Annotated in this window: 12 protein-coding genes; 4 read left to right on the forward strand and 8 right to left on the reverse strand. The window is 61.4% G+C overall.

Going from position 1 to position 14,176, the window contains the following annotated elements; all coding sequences use genetic code 11:
- Positions 1–687 (reverse strand): GAF domain-containing protein (locus JNM42_RS11545; RefSeq protein WP_294269745.1); only part of this gene is annotated, 687 nt, incomplete at its 3' end.
- Positions 688–1,147: 460 nt separating this feature from the next.
- On the opposite strand from JNM42_RS11545, the gene JNM42_RS11550 reads away from it, so the two are divergent.
- The 4 genes from JNM42_RS11550 to JNM42_RS11565 all read left to right on the forward strand — a co-directional run bounded on the left by JNM42_RS11550 (position 1,148) and on the right by JNM42_RS11565 (position 5,514).
- The gene (locus JNM42_RS11550) at positions 1,148–1,759 is read left to right on the forward strand and encodes a hypothetical protein (RefSeq protein WP_294269748.1); all 612 of its coding nucleotides are present in this window, start codon (positions 1,148–1,150) and stop codon (positions 1,757–1,759) included.
- Positions 1,756–3,159 (forward strand): DASS family sodium-coupled anion symporter, encoded by a 1,404-nt coding sequence (locus JNM42_RS11555; RefSeq protein ID WP_294269750.1) that lies wholly within the window; start codon positions 1,756–1,758, stop codon positions 3,157–3,159. The genes JNM42_RS11550 and JNM42_RS11555 overlap by 4 nt, the downstream gene beginning before the upstream one ends.
- A 159-nt stretch (positions 3,160–3,318) precedes the next feature.
- Positions 3,319–4,173, forward strand: coding sequence for a polyphosphate kinase 2 (gene ppk2, locus JNM42_RS11560; protein ID WP_294269752.1), 855 nt, complete (start codon positions 3,319–3,321; stop codon positions 4,171–4,173).
- 123 nt (positions 4,174–4,296) lie between these two features.
- Complete coding sequence (locus tag JNM42_RS11565; protein ID WP_294269755.1) at positions 4,297–5,514, forward strand: hypothetical protein; 1,218 nt, start codon at positions 4,297–4,299, stop codon at positions 5,512–5,514.
- A gap of 210 nt (positions 5,515–5,724) precedes the next feature.
- On the opposite strand, the gene JNM42_RS11570 is transcribed toward JNM42_RS11565, so the two are convergent.
- The 7 genes from JNM42_RS11570 to JNM42_RS11600 all read right to left on the reverse strand — a co-directional run.
- On the reverse strand, positions 5,725–6,777 hold the full coding sequence (locus tag JNM42_RS11570; protein ID WP_294269758.1) for a DUF2950 domain-containing protein: 1,053 nt from the start codon (positions 6,775–6,777) through the stop codon (positions 5,725–5,727).
- The gene (locus JNM42_RS11575) at positions 6,695–8,062 is read right to left on the reverse strand and encodes a DUF3300 domain-containing protein (protein WP_294269761.1); all 1,368 of its coding nucleotides are present in this window, start codon (positions 8,060–8,062) and stop codon (positions 6,695–6,697) included. The genes JNM42_RS11570 and JNM42_RS11575 overlap by 83 nt, the downstream gene beginning before the upstream one ends.
- Before the next feature lie 269 nt (positions 8,063–8,331).
- A complete protein-coding gene (locus JNM42_RS11580; RefSeq protein ID WP_294269764.1) occupies positions 8,332–9,360 on the reverse strand; it encodes a hypothetical protein in 1,029 nt (342 codons plus the stop codon).
- Between the two features lie 150 nt (positions 9,361–9,510).
- Entirely contained in the window at positions 9,511–10,947 is a 1,437-nt protein-coding gene (locus JNM42_RS11585) for a DUF2254 domain-containing protein (protein ID WP_294269767.1), read from the reverse strand.
- A gap of 43 nt (positions 10,948–10,990) precedes the next feature.
- Positions 10,991–11,269 carry a hypothetical protein gene (locus JNM42_RS11590; protein WP_294269771.1) on the reverse strand — a complete coding sequence of 93 codons (279 nt, stop codon included), beginning with the start codon at positions 11,267–11,269 and terminating at the stop codon, positions 10,991–10,993.
- Entirely contained in the window at positions 11,266–12,468 is a 1,203-nt protein-coding gene (locus tag JNM42_RS11595; RefSeq protein ID WP_294269776.1) for a hypothetical protein, read from the reverse strand. The genes JNM42_RS11590 and JNM42_RS11595 overlap by 4 nt, the downstream gene beginning before the upstream one ends.
- Positions 12,452–14,176 (reverse strand): SulP family inorganic anion transporter (locus JNM42_RS11600; protein ID WP_366504437.1); only part of this gene is annotated, 1,725 nt, incomplete at its 5' end. The genes JNM42_RS11600 and JNM42_RS11595, both read right to left, overlap by 17 nt.

A 14,176-nucleotide genomic window follows, 5' to 3' on the forward strand; every position in this document is an offset into this window, starting at 1 on the left:
GCGCTCTTCGAAGTAAATGACGTTTTCGCCGAAGTCGACCTCGTAAAACGCCAGTCCTGCAAGCTCGGCTCCCGCCGCCAGGCGAGCCTCGCTTTCCTGCAGCATTTTATCGTGGCGGCTGCGGGCGAGCGCGTTGGTGAATACTTGCGCGACCAGTTGCAGCCGATTCACCAGAACGTCAGACCACTCGCGCTCGGCCAGCAGGGTATTGAGGCTTAGCGCGCCTATCGGCGGCTCGCCACCCACCGCGAGCGGCAGCGTCAGATTTGACTTGATGCCCAGCAGTCGAGCGTTTTCCCGGTCGACGGCGGCTTCTGCCGGCAATTCCTCCAGCGCGGATAGGGCAATACTGCGGCCCTTCAGCATTTGCTGGCGGACCCAGGGGAAAAGCTCCTGACGCAAAGGCTCGAGAGTTTTAAAACTCTCATCGGCGCAGAAGATGTGGGAGGGTGTTATGAGCACCAGGTCTGTCCCCTGCCATTGCCAAAGTACCGCGAGGTCGATGCCGACGATTTCGCAGACACGGCGTAGCGCATCATCGATATCGCCGTCCACCTCATCGGGAAGCCGGTTGATGAATCTTGAGGAGAGTTCAGCGATCAGCGTCTCGAACTTGAGAAGCTTCTCCAGATGCTCGGCAACGGGCAAACCGCCGGAGAAAAAATCCCGGTTCAATTTTTCGTCCATTGAAGCCTTGATGAGAACCTCCTGTAGCCCATTAGCGGGCCAGCGTTAATCGACCTTACCCGAAAACGGGAGCCGGTCGCCTCGATAAACCTGTTTTTTCACTTACGGTACCTCCCGGTATCGTATAACACGCTTCATCAGGCCGGTGGGCAAAAGCGCAGCGCTTGAAACCAGGATCGCTCTTTTGCTGCTACGTAATGTGACTTCACACCCACACCGGGCTGATCCACTTCGCCATCGAGCACGGCCTTGTTGATATCTCACCCTCCGGCTCACCGCCACTCGACTGTCCGGCCCGGAGATCTCGTAGTCTACCCGTGACACCCCGTAATATCCCGAGGTCACAGCCCTCCGAATCGCGACTAATCTATACTTGAAGCTGGCTTCTGTCAGACAGATATCACGCCATGCAATGTCCGGTCGCGGTGAACGCCTGGGCCATACCAGAAGGGAGCGAAACGTGGATGTCAACTTTCCGGCGCAGGGACAAAAACGCGTATCCGGGCAGTGCGATCAGGATCGCGTACCTTTCGTGCGCTCCTTGGGTTGTCTCATCATGCTCGCTCTGGCGCTCGCGGCAGCGGCCTGCGGGCCGGCGATGGATCCGCAAGGGCGCGATGCAACACCCGGCGAGTGGCGGGACTTCGAAGGCTCCTGGAACGCAGCCGGCAGTCGCCGAAGCATTTCCCTCGGCACGAATCGCCGGGGATCGATCATCGACCTGAGGGGGTCGATGCTGCTCGCGGGGCCGGGGCGCCCTGGGGTCGGATTCCGCTCGGAGGCGATCGCGCTTGTTGACAGCGAAACGGGCCTCCTCGGCCGCAGCGTCTGGACGGACGAGCGCGGCGACCAGGTGTTCAGCGAGCTGAAGGGCGAAGGCACGGCGGCGCGCAACCACATCGCTGGAACGTTCCTGGGCGGCACGGGCCGCTATGCCGGCGCCACGGGGTCCTATGAGTTTTCCTGGCAGTTCGTGATCGAGGCGGAGGACGGCTCGATCCAGGGGCGTGCCGTTGGGCTGAAGGGTCGCGTTCGGCTTGGCCAGGCAGGCACGGGAGGTTCGCGGCCATGACCCATACTGGATTGCTCCTGAAACGTGCGGCGCCCTTTGCAATCGCAATCGGCATCTGGTTCGCCCCGGTGCCGGCCGGTCTCACGGCGCCGGCGTGGCACCTGTTCGCGGTCTTCGCGGCAGCCATCGTGTCGGTTCTCCTCGGCGCCTTTCCGCTGCTCACGGCGGCGATGATCGCCGTGGGGACCGTCGTCCTCACCGGAGCGATCACACCGGCACAGGCCTTCTCGGGTTTTGCCAATACGAGCGTGCTGCTCGTGGTGGTCGCCTTCATCGTTGCGCAGGCCGTCGTCAAGTCGGGTCTCGGTCGGCGTATCAGCCTCTTCATGGTGAGCCACTTCGGCGGCTCCTCACTTGGCCTCGCCTACAGCATCGTGCTGACCGACGCCGCCATCGCACCGGCGTTTCCCAGCAACACGGCGCGCGGTGGCGTACTCTTCCCGATCGTGCTCTCCGTCTCCAGGGGAACGGGCTCCAATCCCGACGATCCCGAGGGACGGCGGCTCGGCGGTTACCTCATGTTTTGCGCAATGGCGGGCCTTGCCGTTTCTTCCGCCCTCTGGATGACGGCCACCTCGGCCAACCCGGTCGGCGTGCAGATCGCGCAGAAATTCGGGTTAGAGATCGGATTCGGGTCCTGGATCCTTGCTTCCTGCGTGCCCGCGCTCGTCGCCATCGGGATGTTGCCCCTGCTCGTCGCGAAGCTCTTTCCACCCCGCGTCGGGGCGACGCCTGAAGCCCCTGTAACGGCACGCAAGGAACTCGCCGGCATGGGGCCGATGTCGCGTGACGAGTGGATCACGGCCGTGACTTTCTCGGTGATGGTCTCCGGCTGGGTATTCGCCGATGCGCTCAAGCTTAACGTCACCAGTATCGCGTTCATGGGGTTCGGCGTGCTGCTGGTGGCCGGCGTGCTCACGCTCGACGATATCGCCAAGCAGGGCGACACGCTGGCGACCTTCCTCTGGCTCGCGGTTCTTTTCGCCCTGAGCGGGCAACTGAACGAGCTCGGCTTCATGGGCTATGTCGGCGAGCGCCTCGCCTCGCAACTGGGCGGCCTGTCGTGGCCGGCCACCTACGTCACCCTGATCGTTCTCTACGTCGGCATCCACTATCTGTTCGTCAGCCAGACCTCACAGGTGCTGGCCCTCTTCGGTGTCTTCCTCGACGTCGGCATGCGCGGTGGTGTGCCCGTGCCACTGATGGCCTTCGGCCTGCTCTTCGCAAGCAGCTATTTCTCGGTGATCACTCCGCAGGGCGGAAGCCAGAACATTATCTTTGCAGTGAGCGGCTATCTCACGCAGCGCGAGCTCTACAAGCTGGGGTTCTTCACCACGCTCGCTTTCCTTGCCGTGTTTCTACTGATCGGGACACCTTGGGTGCTCTTCGTCACGGGTTGACCAAAGCGGCCACTCGGTCGGACATGCTCGTGTTTGCTGATACGGTGAACGTGGCAGAGGCAAGCGTCTAGGGCTATGATGAAGTATGTTGTTTGAGTGGACGGCCTGGGTACGAGGGCCGATGACAAAGGGTTTTCTTTACCAGGACAGGAGACAATCATGGCGGGCAAAAAAACGAACAAGGATCTTCCGGCAAGCGAATCCTCGCACGAAGCGCTGGGCAACAAGGCCTACGAAAAGGAACTCAAGCGACTGCATGTGGAACTGGTCAAACTCCAGCAGTGGGTGGTGCACAAGGGGCTCAAGGTCTGCATCGTCTTCGAGGGGCGTGACGGTGCCGGCAAGGGCGGCACGATCAAGGCCATCACCGAGCGGGTGAGCCCGCGCGTGTTCCGTGTCGTTGCACTGCCGGCGCCATCCGAGCGCGAAAAGAGCCAGATGTATGTTCAACGCTACATCACCCATTTTCCTTCGGCGGGCGAGGTGGTGATCTTCGATCGGAGCTGGTACAACCGGGCCGGGGTCGAGCGGGTGATGGGCTTCTGCCAGCCCGAGCAGGTAAAGAAGTTTCTCGGCGCTGTGCCGATGGTCGAACGCGCGATGGTCGAATCCGGAATCATCCTGCTCAAGTACTGGCTTGAAGTGAGCCCGGAGGAACAGGAGCGCCGCCTGAGCGACCGCATCAACGATGGCCGCAAGATCTGGAAGCTGTCGCCAATGGACGTGAAATCATTCACCCGCTGGGACGATTACACGCAGGCGCGCGACGACATGTTCGCTGCCACCGATTCATCCTGGGCACCTTGGTTTGTTGCCCGTTCGGAAGACAAGAAGCGCGTGCGCCTGAACGTGATAAGCCATTTGCTGGAACACGTGCCCTATGAGACCGCGCCGGCCGAAAAGGTCAAACTGCCGAAGCGCAAGATCGGCCACTACAAGGCCGCCGACTATCCGTTCAAGTACGTTCCCGAGTATTTGCTCCAGGAAAGCAATCCAGAAAAACACGGTAAGTAAGCAGATCGGCTTCCTGGCTAATGGTGCCCTGTGTGCGGTCGGCATCGGCGGTGGCTTCGTTGCCTTCTGCTTACGAAATGTCTCCTTTTCTTATGGAAATAGCCCCGTGCGAAGAGAGCGAAAATGAAGACGACTTCACCGGATGCCAGCGAGGCCTTGCATCTGCTTAAGAATCCACCCGAGTTCTCGCTGGTCCTGGGCGGGCCACTCTTCCAGCTTCTGCGTCGAACTCATCTGTCCGACGATGCGCTGATGCTGGTGCGCCAACGCATCATGGTGATCGCGCTGCTTGCCTGGCTGCCCTTGCTGTTGCTCTCGGCGCTGGAAGGAAACCTGTGGGGCGGCAGCACAGTGGTGCCGTTTTTGTTCGATATTGAAGTTCATGTCCGCTTCCTGGTGGCCTTGCCCCTGCTGATTCTGGCCGAGTTGGTGGTGCACCGGCGCATGCGACCCCTGCTGCAGCAGTTTCTCGAACGAAACCTGATTCCCGAAGACGCCATGACGCGGTTCGAGTCGGCGATCGCCTCAGCGTTCCGTCTGCGCAACTCGATGCTCGCCGAGGTACTGCTGATTGCCCTGGTGTATGGGGTCGGTGTCCTGATCGTCTGGCGCCATTACGTCGCACTCGACACGGCGACGTGGTACGCGACAGCGTCCGCCGGAGGCTCGCAGCTCACGCTCGCCGGAATGTGGTTCGGTTACGTCAGTCTGCCGATCTTTCAGTTCCTGTTGTGCCGGTGGTATTTTCGATTGTTCATCTGGGCGCACTTTCTCTGGCAAGTGTCGCGCATCGAATTGAGCCTGGTTCCCACGCATCCGGATCACCTTGGCGGTCTGAGTTTTGTTTCCGGACAGGTCTATGCCTTCACTGTCCTCGCCGTGGCACATGGTGCCCTGCTTGCCGGAAACCTGGCCAACCGCATTTTCTTTCTCGGGGCGGAACTGACTCAGTTCAAGGTCGAGATTGCCATCGTGCTCATCTTTCTCATGTGCGTCGTTCTTGGGCCCCTCCTGTTTTTTATGCCTCAGCTTGCGCAGGCGAAGCGGACGGGTTCCCGCGAATATGGCGTGCTGGCCGAGCGTTACGTCCGCGAGTTCGATGCCAAATGGCTGCGCGGCGGCGCCCCACCCGGCGAGCCGCTCGTTGGAAGCACTGACATTCAGTCCCTCGCCGATCTGGGGAATAGTTTCCAGGTGGTGAGAGAGATGCGCATCGTGCCGATAAAAAGGGACGATGTCGTCCGGCTTGTGGTCGCCACACTGCTGCCGATTGTGCCGCTGGCGCTGACCATGATGTCGCTGGAAGAATTGCTGAAAACGCTGTTCGGCGTGTTGTTCTAGTCGTCAGTCCCTCCCGGCGGGAGAAGGGCCGGGGAGGAGGGCCGGGGAGGAGGGCTTACGAATGCGACTCGCTCTGCACCCATCTCCCGGAGCCCTTGGCCACGGGCGTTCCAGATCGGACAAAAGGCAAGTCCGCAGCACCAATAACTTGCGGCGGCTTGCCATCGGCATGGGGAGTGAGCTTTTGTCCCGAAGCGCGCTGGCGCTAACTCAGGACGGATCCTCGACCCTCTTCCACGAGGCATCCGGGTTGAATTCCTTGATCGGCGCCGCGCTTTTGCCGAGATCCTTCTGGTAGATCTTCCCGTTATTGCTGACGATGAAGGTCATCACGCCGCTTTCACCATATTCGGCAGGATAGGCGACCATGGCGAAACCGGCGATCATATGGCCATTGATTACGTAGCTGAAGGCTCCGCCCGGCGCACTCTTGCCCTGCCGTGTCAGGATTCGGAAGTGATAGCCCCGGAAAGAATCACCTTCCTTGTGCCCCTTGAGGTAGTCCGCGCTGGCGGCGATCAGCGGACCGAAGGGGCTCATTTCTTCACCCCTGGCCGGATCGGCCGGCCAGTAAAGGCCATCCTGCTTTCCGGGCGAGCTGCCCAGCTTCTGGGCATATTCAAGCACATCGTTACCGTTGCGATCACGTGAAGCGTACTGCCGTTGTGCATCGATATAGGCACGGAGAACCTTGATGGCTTCCAGTTCGTTGGCACCGATCCGGCGATTGATGATTTCGTCTTCGCCCAATTCGGTGGCAAAACGCCAGGCGTCCTTTTCGCGCACCAGCGGAATCGGCACTGGCCAGGCTTCGTTACCGATCAGCAGGATGCGCCGATCAGGACCCGCTTCTTCAAGCACATGAAAAGTCTGTAGTTCGACCAGTGTTTTCGCTCGTGAAGCCGAGTTCGCTGCCTTGTCCGGCGACACCACCAGACGCTTGTGCGGTTCGCCAAAAATCGCGATCAGCGCGGCATCGTCATCGGCCTTGAAGGCTTCGATCAATGCGCTCACCGCAGCGTCGGGCGTGGCAAAGGTCTTTTGCTCGGCGGCGACAGCGAACAGCGGGACCGACAGCACCAGGGCCAGCGCAAGACCGCGCAATGCCGACGCCAGGCGTGAGAGTTGAATAAGCATAGAGATCCTGTGGGTAGTCTTGATAGTAGTCATCTTGTTCTCCTTATCGACGGCCGCCGCCACCGCCACCACGGCCACCACCACCGCCGCCACGCCCACCGCCACCACCGCCGCCCGCAGTGGCACGAGCGCCACCTCCACCGCCACCCTGGAACGATTGTCTACCGCCACCACCGCCGCCGCCGCCGCCGTGGAACGATTGTCCGCGGCCTGACGATGACATCGACGCACGGCTCGCTGCGCCACGCGAGCTATCGGCTCGTGCATCACGACCCGAGCCATGGCCGCCAAAAGCATCGCCGCCACGGTTCTGGGCACTCCGATCGCCAGCCGATGCCCCGCCTCGGTCACTCAGACCCGCGCTCGGCCGGGAAGCCGGCTGGGTTGAGGGGCGTGCACCGCCGCCGGCTCCTGGTCTGTCACCAGCACCTGCACCGGCACCTGGCCTGTCACCAACGCCGGCACCTGGCCTGTTACCAGCGCCTGGACCACCTGCACCGGCACCTGGCCTGTCACCGACACGCCCCGCATTCGCTGGGCGACCCGCGCCGCTGCTGACCTGACCGGGTTTCTTGTCGGATTTCCAGGCTGTTCCCTGGGCTGAGCCACGGCTGATGTTGCTGGTGCTGATGTTCGTCGTGCGATTGACATTGATATTGTTGTAGCCGCCGCCATAGCCGTAGTGCGCGGCATAGCGGCCGCCACTCCAAGCAGCGCCCATCGCTGCGCCCCAGATCAGCCCGGTGGCCAGGGCGGCCCCCGGCGCGTAGGGGTAGTAATAGACCGGGTAGGGCGCCGGGTAATAGCCATAACTCGGATAGCCGCCGGCGACTACGATGGTCGAGGGGTTGTACTGCGGCACATAGATCACTTCCGGGTTGGCCTGAACCACCTGGATGACCTCCTTCTCGACAATGACCGTCTGCTTGTCATCGGATTTCAGATTGCCCACCCCTTGAACCTGGCGACGAAAGCTCTGGATCGCTTCCAGAACAGCCCCCTGATCGGCAACTACGGCTTCACCCAGGTCGGTCGTCCAGTCGAGATCCTCACTCATCTTCTTGACCACCTCGGGGTAGTTCAGAAGCGATTTGACCGAATCCTGCCAGGCATCATTAACCGGCAGATTCTTGTCCTTCTTGCGCTTGTCGAGGTAACGATCCGCCTGCACGATTTCCAGCGGGTAGGTTGCCGCAGGGAGAATGATAGCGATCAGGTCATCCGGATAGAGCGCGATCGGCCCAACCAGTTTATCGAGCTCGGCGGCGCTCATCGCCGGTGCGGCGTAACTGCTGGCGGCGGGCGCCTGGGCGAAAACGCAGGAAGCAACAAACACCATCCAGAGCACCAGGACGCTGCTCGCCCATGAGCGCTTTCCCTCGACTGCCCGGTTCCAGCACATTGCATTCATCCTTGCACCCTCCTGTCGTTTTACTTCCGCCATGCCTGGCTGAGTTGCTCAGGCTTTCACTCGAAATTACCCAGACCTCAAGTCTGCATCGAAACCGTGTTTGAGGCCATATTTTTATGAAATATATTTAACGCTGCATGCACGCCCTTCGCGGCACCCTGCACGCGCTTACCCGAAGCTTCGCCTGTTGCTGCGGCATCTGCTGCGTGGCGGCGGTATTTTGCCGGCGGCTTTGCCCGTGAGCAGCCATCGCACCCACGGTCGACGCCTCAGAGGTAACGTGCCGCATGATCAAAATCAAGCTTTTTCGGAGGCGGCAGTTCCGCGCGAGCGACGCGCGCCAGAACGAAGGCTCTACGCAGAGGGTTTGCTCCACTCAGTTCGGCGACGGCAAAATCGACGTCAGCCGCTCGCTCGCTGCTGTTCTCATCAAGCAGCACGTTCATGGTGTTGAGCCGCAGGCGTGTCGGCTCGAAGTGCAGATAACGTTGCGGGTTGTCGAGTACGGCCTTCAGGGTTTCGAGTTCGGCTTCCAGCACCGAATCACTGCCTCCCAGGGATTCCAGTTGCCGCTCGTTCTCCAGCAGTTCCGCCGCCAGTCGGGTCTGCTCGCTCGGCGCCGCCGGCTCGGCGCCGAACATCGATCCCAGGCCCGGTCCGTGTTGTTGCAGCAATCTCAGGCGTGTCCGCAGCAGCGAACGATTGGTCTGCAGTTCCTGTCTTTCGACACGCTCCTCGCCAATCTCCGACAAGGCCTGGGCAACCAGATGTTCGAAAACCTCGACGCCGACGATCCGGCGCAAGCGCAGCTCATCGTGCCCGCAGAGGCGCGCGCGGTGATCCGAGAAGCTCACGCTGGTCTGGGCCACATCGCGCTGCACCATTTCTCCGTGCAGCGCCATCCCGAATACCCGCTGTTTGTTGAATGCCATGCCGAGCACCAGGCAAGCCTCGTCGAGCTCGGGGAACTTGTCGAACAGGGTGCGCAGATTGTCCGAGCGGGCGAGCACCGCCGGGATATCCGAGGGTGCGACAAAAAATGCCCGCAACGCCGGATCCGACGACCAGGCCTTCGCCGAAAGTGGATGCACGGCGGGCAGTATGGAGACCTGCGCGCGCAGGAATTCGATGGTGTTCTCGACGGCCGGTGTCAGACGCTTGTAGCAGCTTGGCAGCAGCTTGAGCCGCGGATTGGTCAGCGTGATCGCTTTCTCGACGGAACCGCGAACCATCTCTTCAGAGATCCGATCCGGATCGAATTGCCCCGGCCGGTTTTTGAACCAGTCCAGAATGCCCATGGCATCATTCCTCCAATAAGACGTTCTTTAAAACGAATCACTTCACACACTACCGCATGGCCTTCATGCCCGATCCATCCGTTCACTCTGGCACTGTCGCTTGCGAAGATCAACGCTACCGATGCTGGGCTTGCCCATGCTGCAAAGTCCTCACTTCTCATGCTCTCCGCCATCGGCGGTTTGCGCTTCGCTAACGGGTTGCACGCCCAGCCCCCCGCCCAGACCTTGCGAATCGGTGATGCGCGCCAGCGCCAGGTCTTCGGGAAACTTGTAGTGTCCAGCGACGCTGCGATCCAGAAGCGCCAACTGCTGGCGCAACTCGGCATGCCGATGCGGCGGCAACGTTTGCATGAGATTCTCCAGCAGCGAACGCATCCGGCGCACGACCTGGATGCTGCCCGTGCCGCAATGGCGTATTTCGGTACAGGCCAGGTGCACAAAGTCTTCCCAGTTCGGCGTGCGTAAAATCAGTCGGAGTTTGCCGGCTTCGTCGCAGATCTCGTCGCCGCGCAAGTCCTGCAGACCGACCCGCCGCAGCAGACGGTGCAACTGGTCGATGGCGAGAACGGCCGTCGTCGGATCGTTTATTGCCGCCGACAAGGCCTTGATGGCGATATCGACCAGGATGCGGAAGGCAAAGGTCGGATCCTGCTCCATCGTGCGCTCGGTTCCGATCGCGACTTCCGCCCGCAACTGACGCTCGTCGATGCCGCTGGCGCCTCCATACAGGCGGAAAAGCGCTTCGTCGGCCGCCAGGAAGTCACCGATCTGCGGGACGAATTCAATGATCCCGCCGGCCTGCCGTGCCTGCGCAACCAGGGCCTTCAGGTTCACAGCCAGCACCGCGCCCGAAGCTCCCGCGTGAACGACGACTCGGTCCGGAGGGGGGAGTTTGCGGGATGGCTCGTGGGTCCGCGGGCGCGAACTTTGCTCCGGATAGACGCTCTTGATGACGGCGAGTCCCGACTCACCGACGCGCGCCACAATGCTGACCGGACGCAACATTCGCGCTGCGTAATCGATCAGAAAAAGGAAAGTCACAATGCTGAGTAGCCCGAAACACGCAGACAGAAAAGCGTTCAATTGATGCACCGTGTCGCCCATCATGCGCAAGGTTCTCATCGCGAAAAGCAGCGTAACGACAAACAGGCCGACACAGGATCTGACGACGTTATCACGCAGGAAAATGGTGGCTATGACACGCGGCGTATATTGTCCTCCCGCGACCTGGATGGCCACCAGCAGCGAGCCGAAGGTAAAGACGAGAAATGACAATGTCGCCGTGATGATCGTCTCCAGCATTGAACGTACACCCGCCGTGGCGCTGGCGACAAGCACGGTTGCCGGGCTCATTGTGCCGGACGCGACGAGCCAGTCACCGACGGCAGCCGACAGTCGAACGAGCACCATCTCAATGACAACGGCGACGAACGGAACGATCCACAGCGCAGACATGACGTAGCTTTTGAGCGCATACCAGCGGTGCCAGTTTAATTCGATGAACTCATACTTGAAAATCGACCACGCTTCACTTGACCGTGTCCGCGTGCTGGTCAATGCACGTGTCCATAGGGTTTGCTGTTTCATTCGATTACCCTTCTGAAAAAAAACACAGGACAGGCGGTGCCACCTATCTCGCGGCAGGTAGCGTCATCGGCAGTCCGCCGGACACTGGTGCCGTCGTCGAGTCGATGGTCGGCGCTTCGGAAGCGAGCCGTGCGCCTCCCTCCTTCAGCACACGCTGGAAATCGGGTGAGTTCATGATGATCTCACCCGCAGCGGCACGCAAACGATCCACCGCTTCGGCGGGCAGCACGAAGCTGGTGGGCAGGCTGTTCAAGTAGTCGAATTCGGCCTTGTCCTTCAGCGCTACGAACAGCACAGGCAACAGCATGCGTTGAGTGCTCATTTGTTGTCACCCTCGGAGGTAAAATTGTACAAGTGTGTGTTGTCCGCAGCTTCCCCGAACATTGTACCCAGCGGCAGGAACGGAAGGCGCAGAAGGAAGTTCTTGCTGTCCGACCTGGCGCTCCGGGTGGCAAGTTCAGCCGCCTCCGGGTAGGCCATCGGGATTTTTTCTTTTTCGATTTCAAGCCGGTGCGTCTGCTCGTTCACCCGCACGCTGTACTTGCCCATGTTGTAGAGAAGGTACATGGCGAAGAGGTTGTCGAAGTCCTCGTAGGCGCCCGCTTTCCTGCGAAAGTCCCGGGACAGGACAGAGGGGAAACGGTTGGGCAAGTCCTTGAACGCCACCTTTTCCTCCTCGTTTGGATCCACATGGGTCGAGCCACCGTATTTCTTGTACAGCACCACGTCCATTCCGTACCCGCGCCTGTTCCACTCCCTGATGAGTTTCATCGCCATCTCGGTGGGGATATTGGCTTTGGCCGCCACCACGATCCTGCGTCGGGTCAGCAGCTTTGCACTGGTGACCTCCAGATTCTCGTATCCCACACCAAATTTAAATGCCGAGCCGATCGTCTTGGCACAGTTCAGGCGCATATAGTCGTACTTGATTTCGCCGTCGTGGTACTCGGTATTCTTTACCTGATGGTGAAAGTCGGCATTGATGCGCCTGAAGTAAGCCCTTACAGCTTCCTTCTCCTCAGCCGGAACGCCGTAAACGCGAACACCAATGACCGATCGCTTGTAGATCTCGCCGAAGTCGAGGCCGAAAGCGGCGGTTTCGCCGAGCGAGGAAACCGTCTTGAACAGGTACTCCTTCTTTGGCACGCTGATCATCAGGTCGTCGGTGTAGAAGCCGATCTCGTGCTTGCGCGCACGGTCGGCATAAAAATTGGCTGAGTAGACACGATCATCGCCGGACACTTCGTCCCGAATGCCGAGGGCAAGGTGGCCCGCCGAACCGCCCGTTGAGGTGCCGAAGCTGATCAGCAACTCCATGTCGTAGGGATCCTGTCGAAGCAGCTCGGTAATCCCGTCGATGTTGGAGGGTTCCGGCCCGCCCCGGTTTCCGAGGTCGGCGATTGCCACCTCTGCGGCGAATACGAACGCCGTCATCACGCAGCACACCGAGGCCGTCATCCCGGCACGCCGTCGCCAGCCCATTGCCGATGCCGGAATGCTGATCTCAAATGGTGTCGGCATTGGCCTTCTCCGCCGCCCGCATCGCCCGATAGGCCCGCAACGCCTGCTTCAGCGTCGGAAAGTGCCGGGGCACGACACGGTTTTCGTCCAGCCCCTTGGTCTTGCGCCATTCTTCGATCTCGGTCATGCGCCCGGCGAGCATCAACTCGGCACCCCGTGCCGACAGGGTTCGTGCCAGTTCCTCCAGCTCGAAAAGTCCGGTGACATCGACTTGAGTCAGCGGCAGTGCGTCGATCACAAACCACTTCAGTTCGGGACCGGCAGCGTCCATGGCCGCCTGCGCCTGCTGCTTGAAATGGGGGGCGTTGAAGAACACCAGCGGAGCGGAAAAGCGGAACAGCAGCAAGCCGGGATCGGTCCTCACCTTCGCGTGGCGGGCCACCGAGTGCAAGCCCCGTAGCCCCTCGACCTCACCGAGGACCTCCGCCTGCGGCCGCGCCGTGAGCTGAACGAAGCGCAACAGCGCCAGGATGACGGCCACCACGATCGCCTGGATGGCGCCCACCCAGATGACCCCCAGCGTGGCGAACAGCGACAACGCGAACTCCATGTGATCGAGCCGGTAGAACTGGCGCAGCGTCTTCAGGTCCAGCAGCGACAGCGAGGCCATGATCAGCACCGCGCCCAACCCGGCGATCGGAACGTAGCGCAGTGGCTCGGTGAGAAACAGCAACACGAGGGCGATCGCTGCCGCCGCGACCAGGCCGGTGACCTGGGTGCGCCCGCCGGACGCGTCGGCCATCGCGGTGCGCGAGTCGGCGCCGCTGATGGCAAAGCCCTGCGAAAGCGCGGCGGCGACGTTGGCGGCGCCGAGGGCGGCCATCTCCCGGTCGGCGTCGATCTCATAGTGATTCTTGGCGGCGAAACTACGCGCCGTCAGCATCATGCTGGTGAAGGTGATCAGCGCGAGGCCCGCCGCCGAGCCGGCCACCTCGTCAAGCAAGTCGAGAGAAAAGGACGGCAGCTTGAACACCGGCAAGCCCGCCGGCACCGCCCCGACCACAGCGACACCGCGTGCATCCAGCCCCAGCAGCGCCACGCCCATGGCGGAGCCGACCAGCGCCAGCAACGGGGCTGGCCACCGTGGCATCGCTCGTTTCGAGACGATATAGGCGACAAGAGTCGCCAGGCCAACCGCCAGCGTCGGCCAGTGGATCTGATCGATCTTCTGCGCCACTTCCAGCAGCTTGGGTGCAATACCTCCTGCGGTGATGGAAAACCCGAACAGCTTGCCGAGCTGCCCGACGAGGATGTACAGCGAAATGCCGTTCAGGAACCCGACCAGGATGGGTTTCGACAGGAAATCCGCGAGCGCGCCAAGCCGCAGGAAGCTCGCAACGATGCAGAACAGTCCGGCGAGCACGGTCATGGCGATCGTCAGCGACAGGTAGAGGTCCGGGTCGCCGCCCGCCAGTGGCGTCACCGCCGCAGCGACCAGAGCGCAGGTTGCGGCATCGGGACCCACGATCAATTGCCTTGAGGTGCCGAACAACGCGTAGGCAAGCAGCGGCAGGATGCTCACGTACAGGCCGACGACCGGATTGAATCCGGCCAACTGCGCATAAGCAACGCCGACCGGCAGCGCCACCGCGGCGACCGACAGGCCGGCCACCAGGTCGTGCGGGAGATCCGCGCGGCGGTAGCCGAGCAGCGCCGGCAGGCCTGGTGCAAAGCGCGCCAGCCGGCTGCTCAGCGACCTGTCCTGGGA

Source organism: Propionivibrio sp. (assembly GCF_016790145.1).
Lineage (GTDB): Bacteria > Pseudomonadota > Gammaproteobacteria > Burkholderiales > Rhodocyclaceae > Propionivibrio.

Coding starts and splice junctions, on each gene's coding strand:
- JNM42_RS11555 (WP_294269750.1), top strand. CDS start 1,756: ATGACCCATACTGGATTGCTCCTGAAACGTGCGGCGCCCTTTGCAATC.
- ppk2 (WP_294269752.1), top strand. CDS start 3,319: ATGGCGGGCAAAAAAACGAACAAGGATCTTCCGGCAAGCGAATCCTCG.
- JNM42_RS11565 (WP_294269755.1), top strand. CDS start 4,297: ATGAAGACGACTTCACCGGATGCCAGCGAGGCCTTGCATCTGCTTAAG.
- JNM42_RS11575 (WP_294269761.1), bottom strand. CDS start 8,062: ATGAATGCAATGTGCTGGAACCGGGCAGTCGAGGGAAAGCGCTCATGG.
- JNM42_RS11580 (WP_294269764.1), bottom strand. CDS start 9,360: ATGGGCATTCTGGACTGGTTCAAAAACCGGCCGGGGCAATTCGATCCG.
- JNM42_RS11585 (WP_294269767.1), bottom strand. CDS start 10,947: ATGAAACAGCAAACCCTATGGACACGTGCATTGACCAGCACGCGGACA.
- JNM42_RS11590 (WP_294269771.1), bottom strand. CDS start 11,269: ATGAGCACTCAACGCATGCTGTTGCCTGTGCTGTTCGTAGCGCTGAAG.
- JNM42_RS11595 (WP_294269776.1), bottom strand. CDS start 12,468: ATGCCGACACCATTTGAGATCAGCATTCCGGCATCGGCAATGGGCTGG.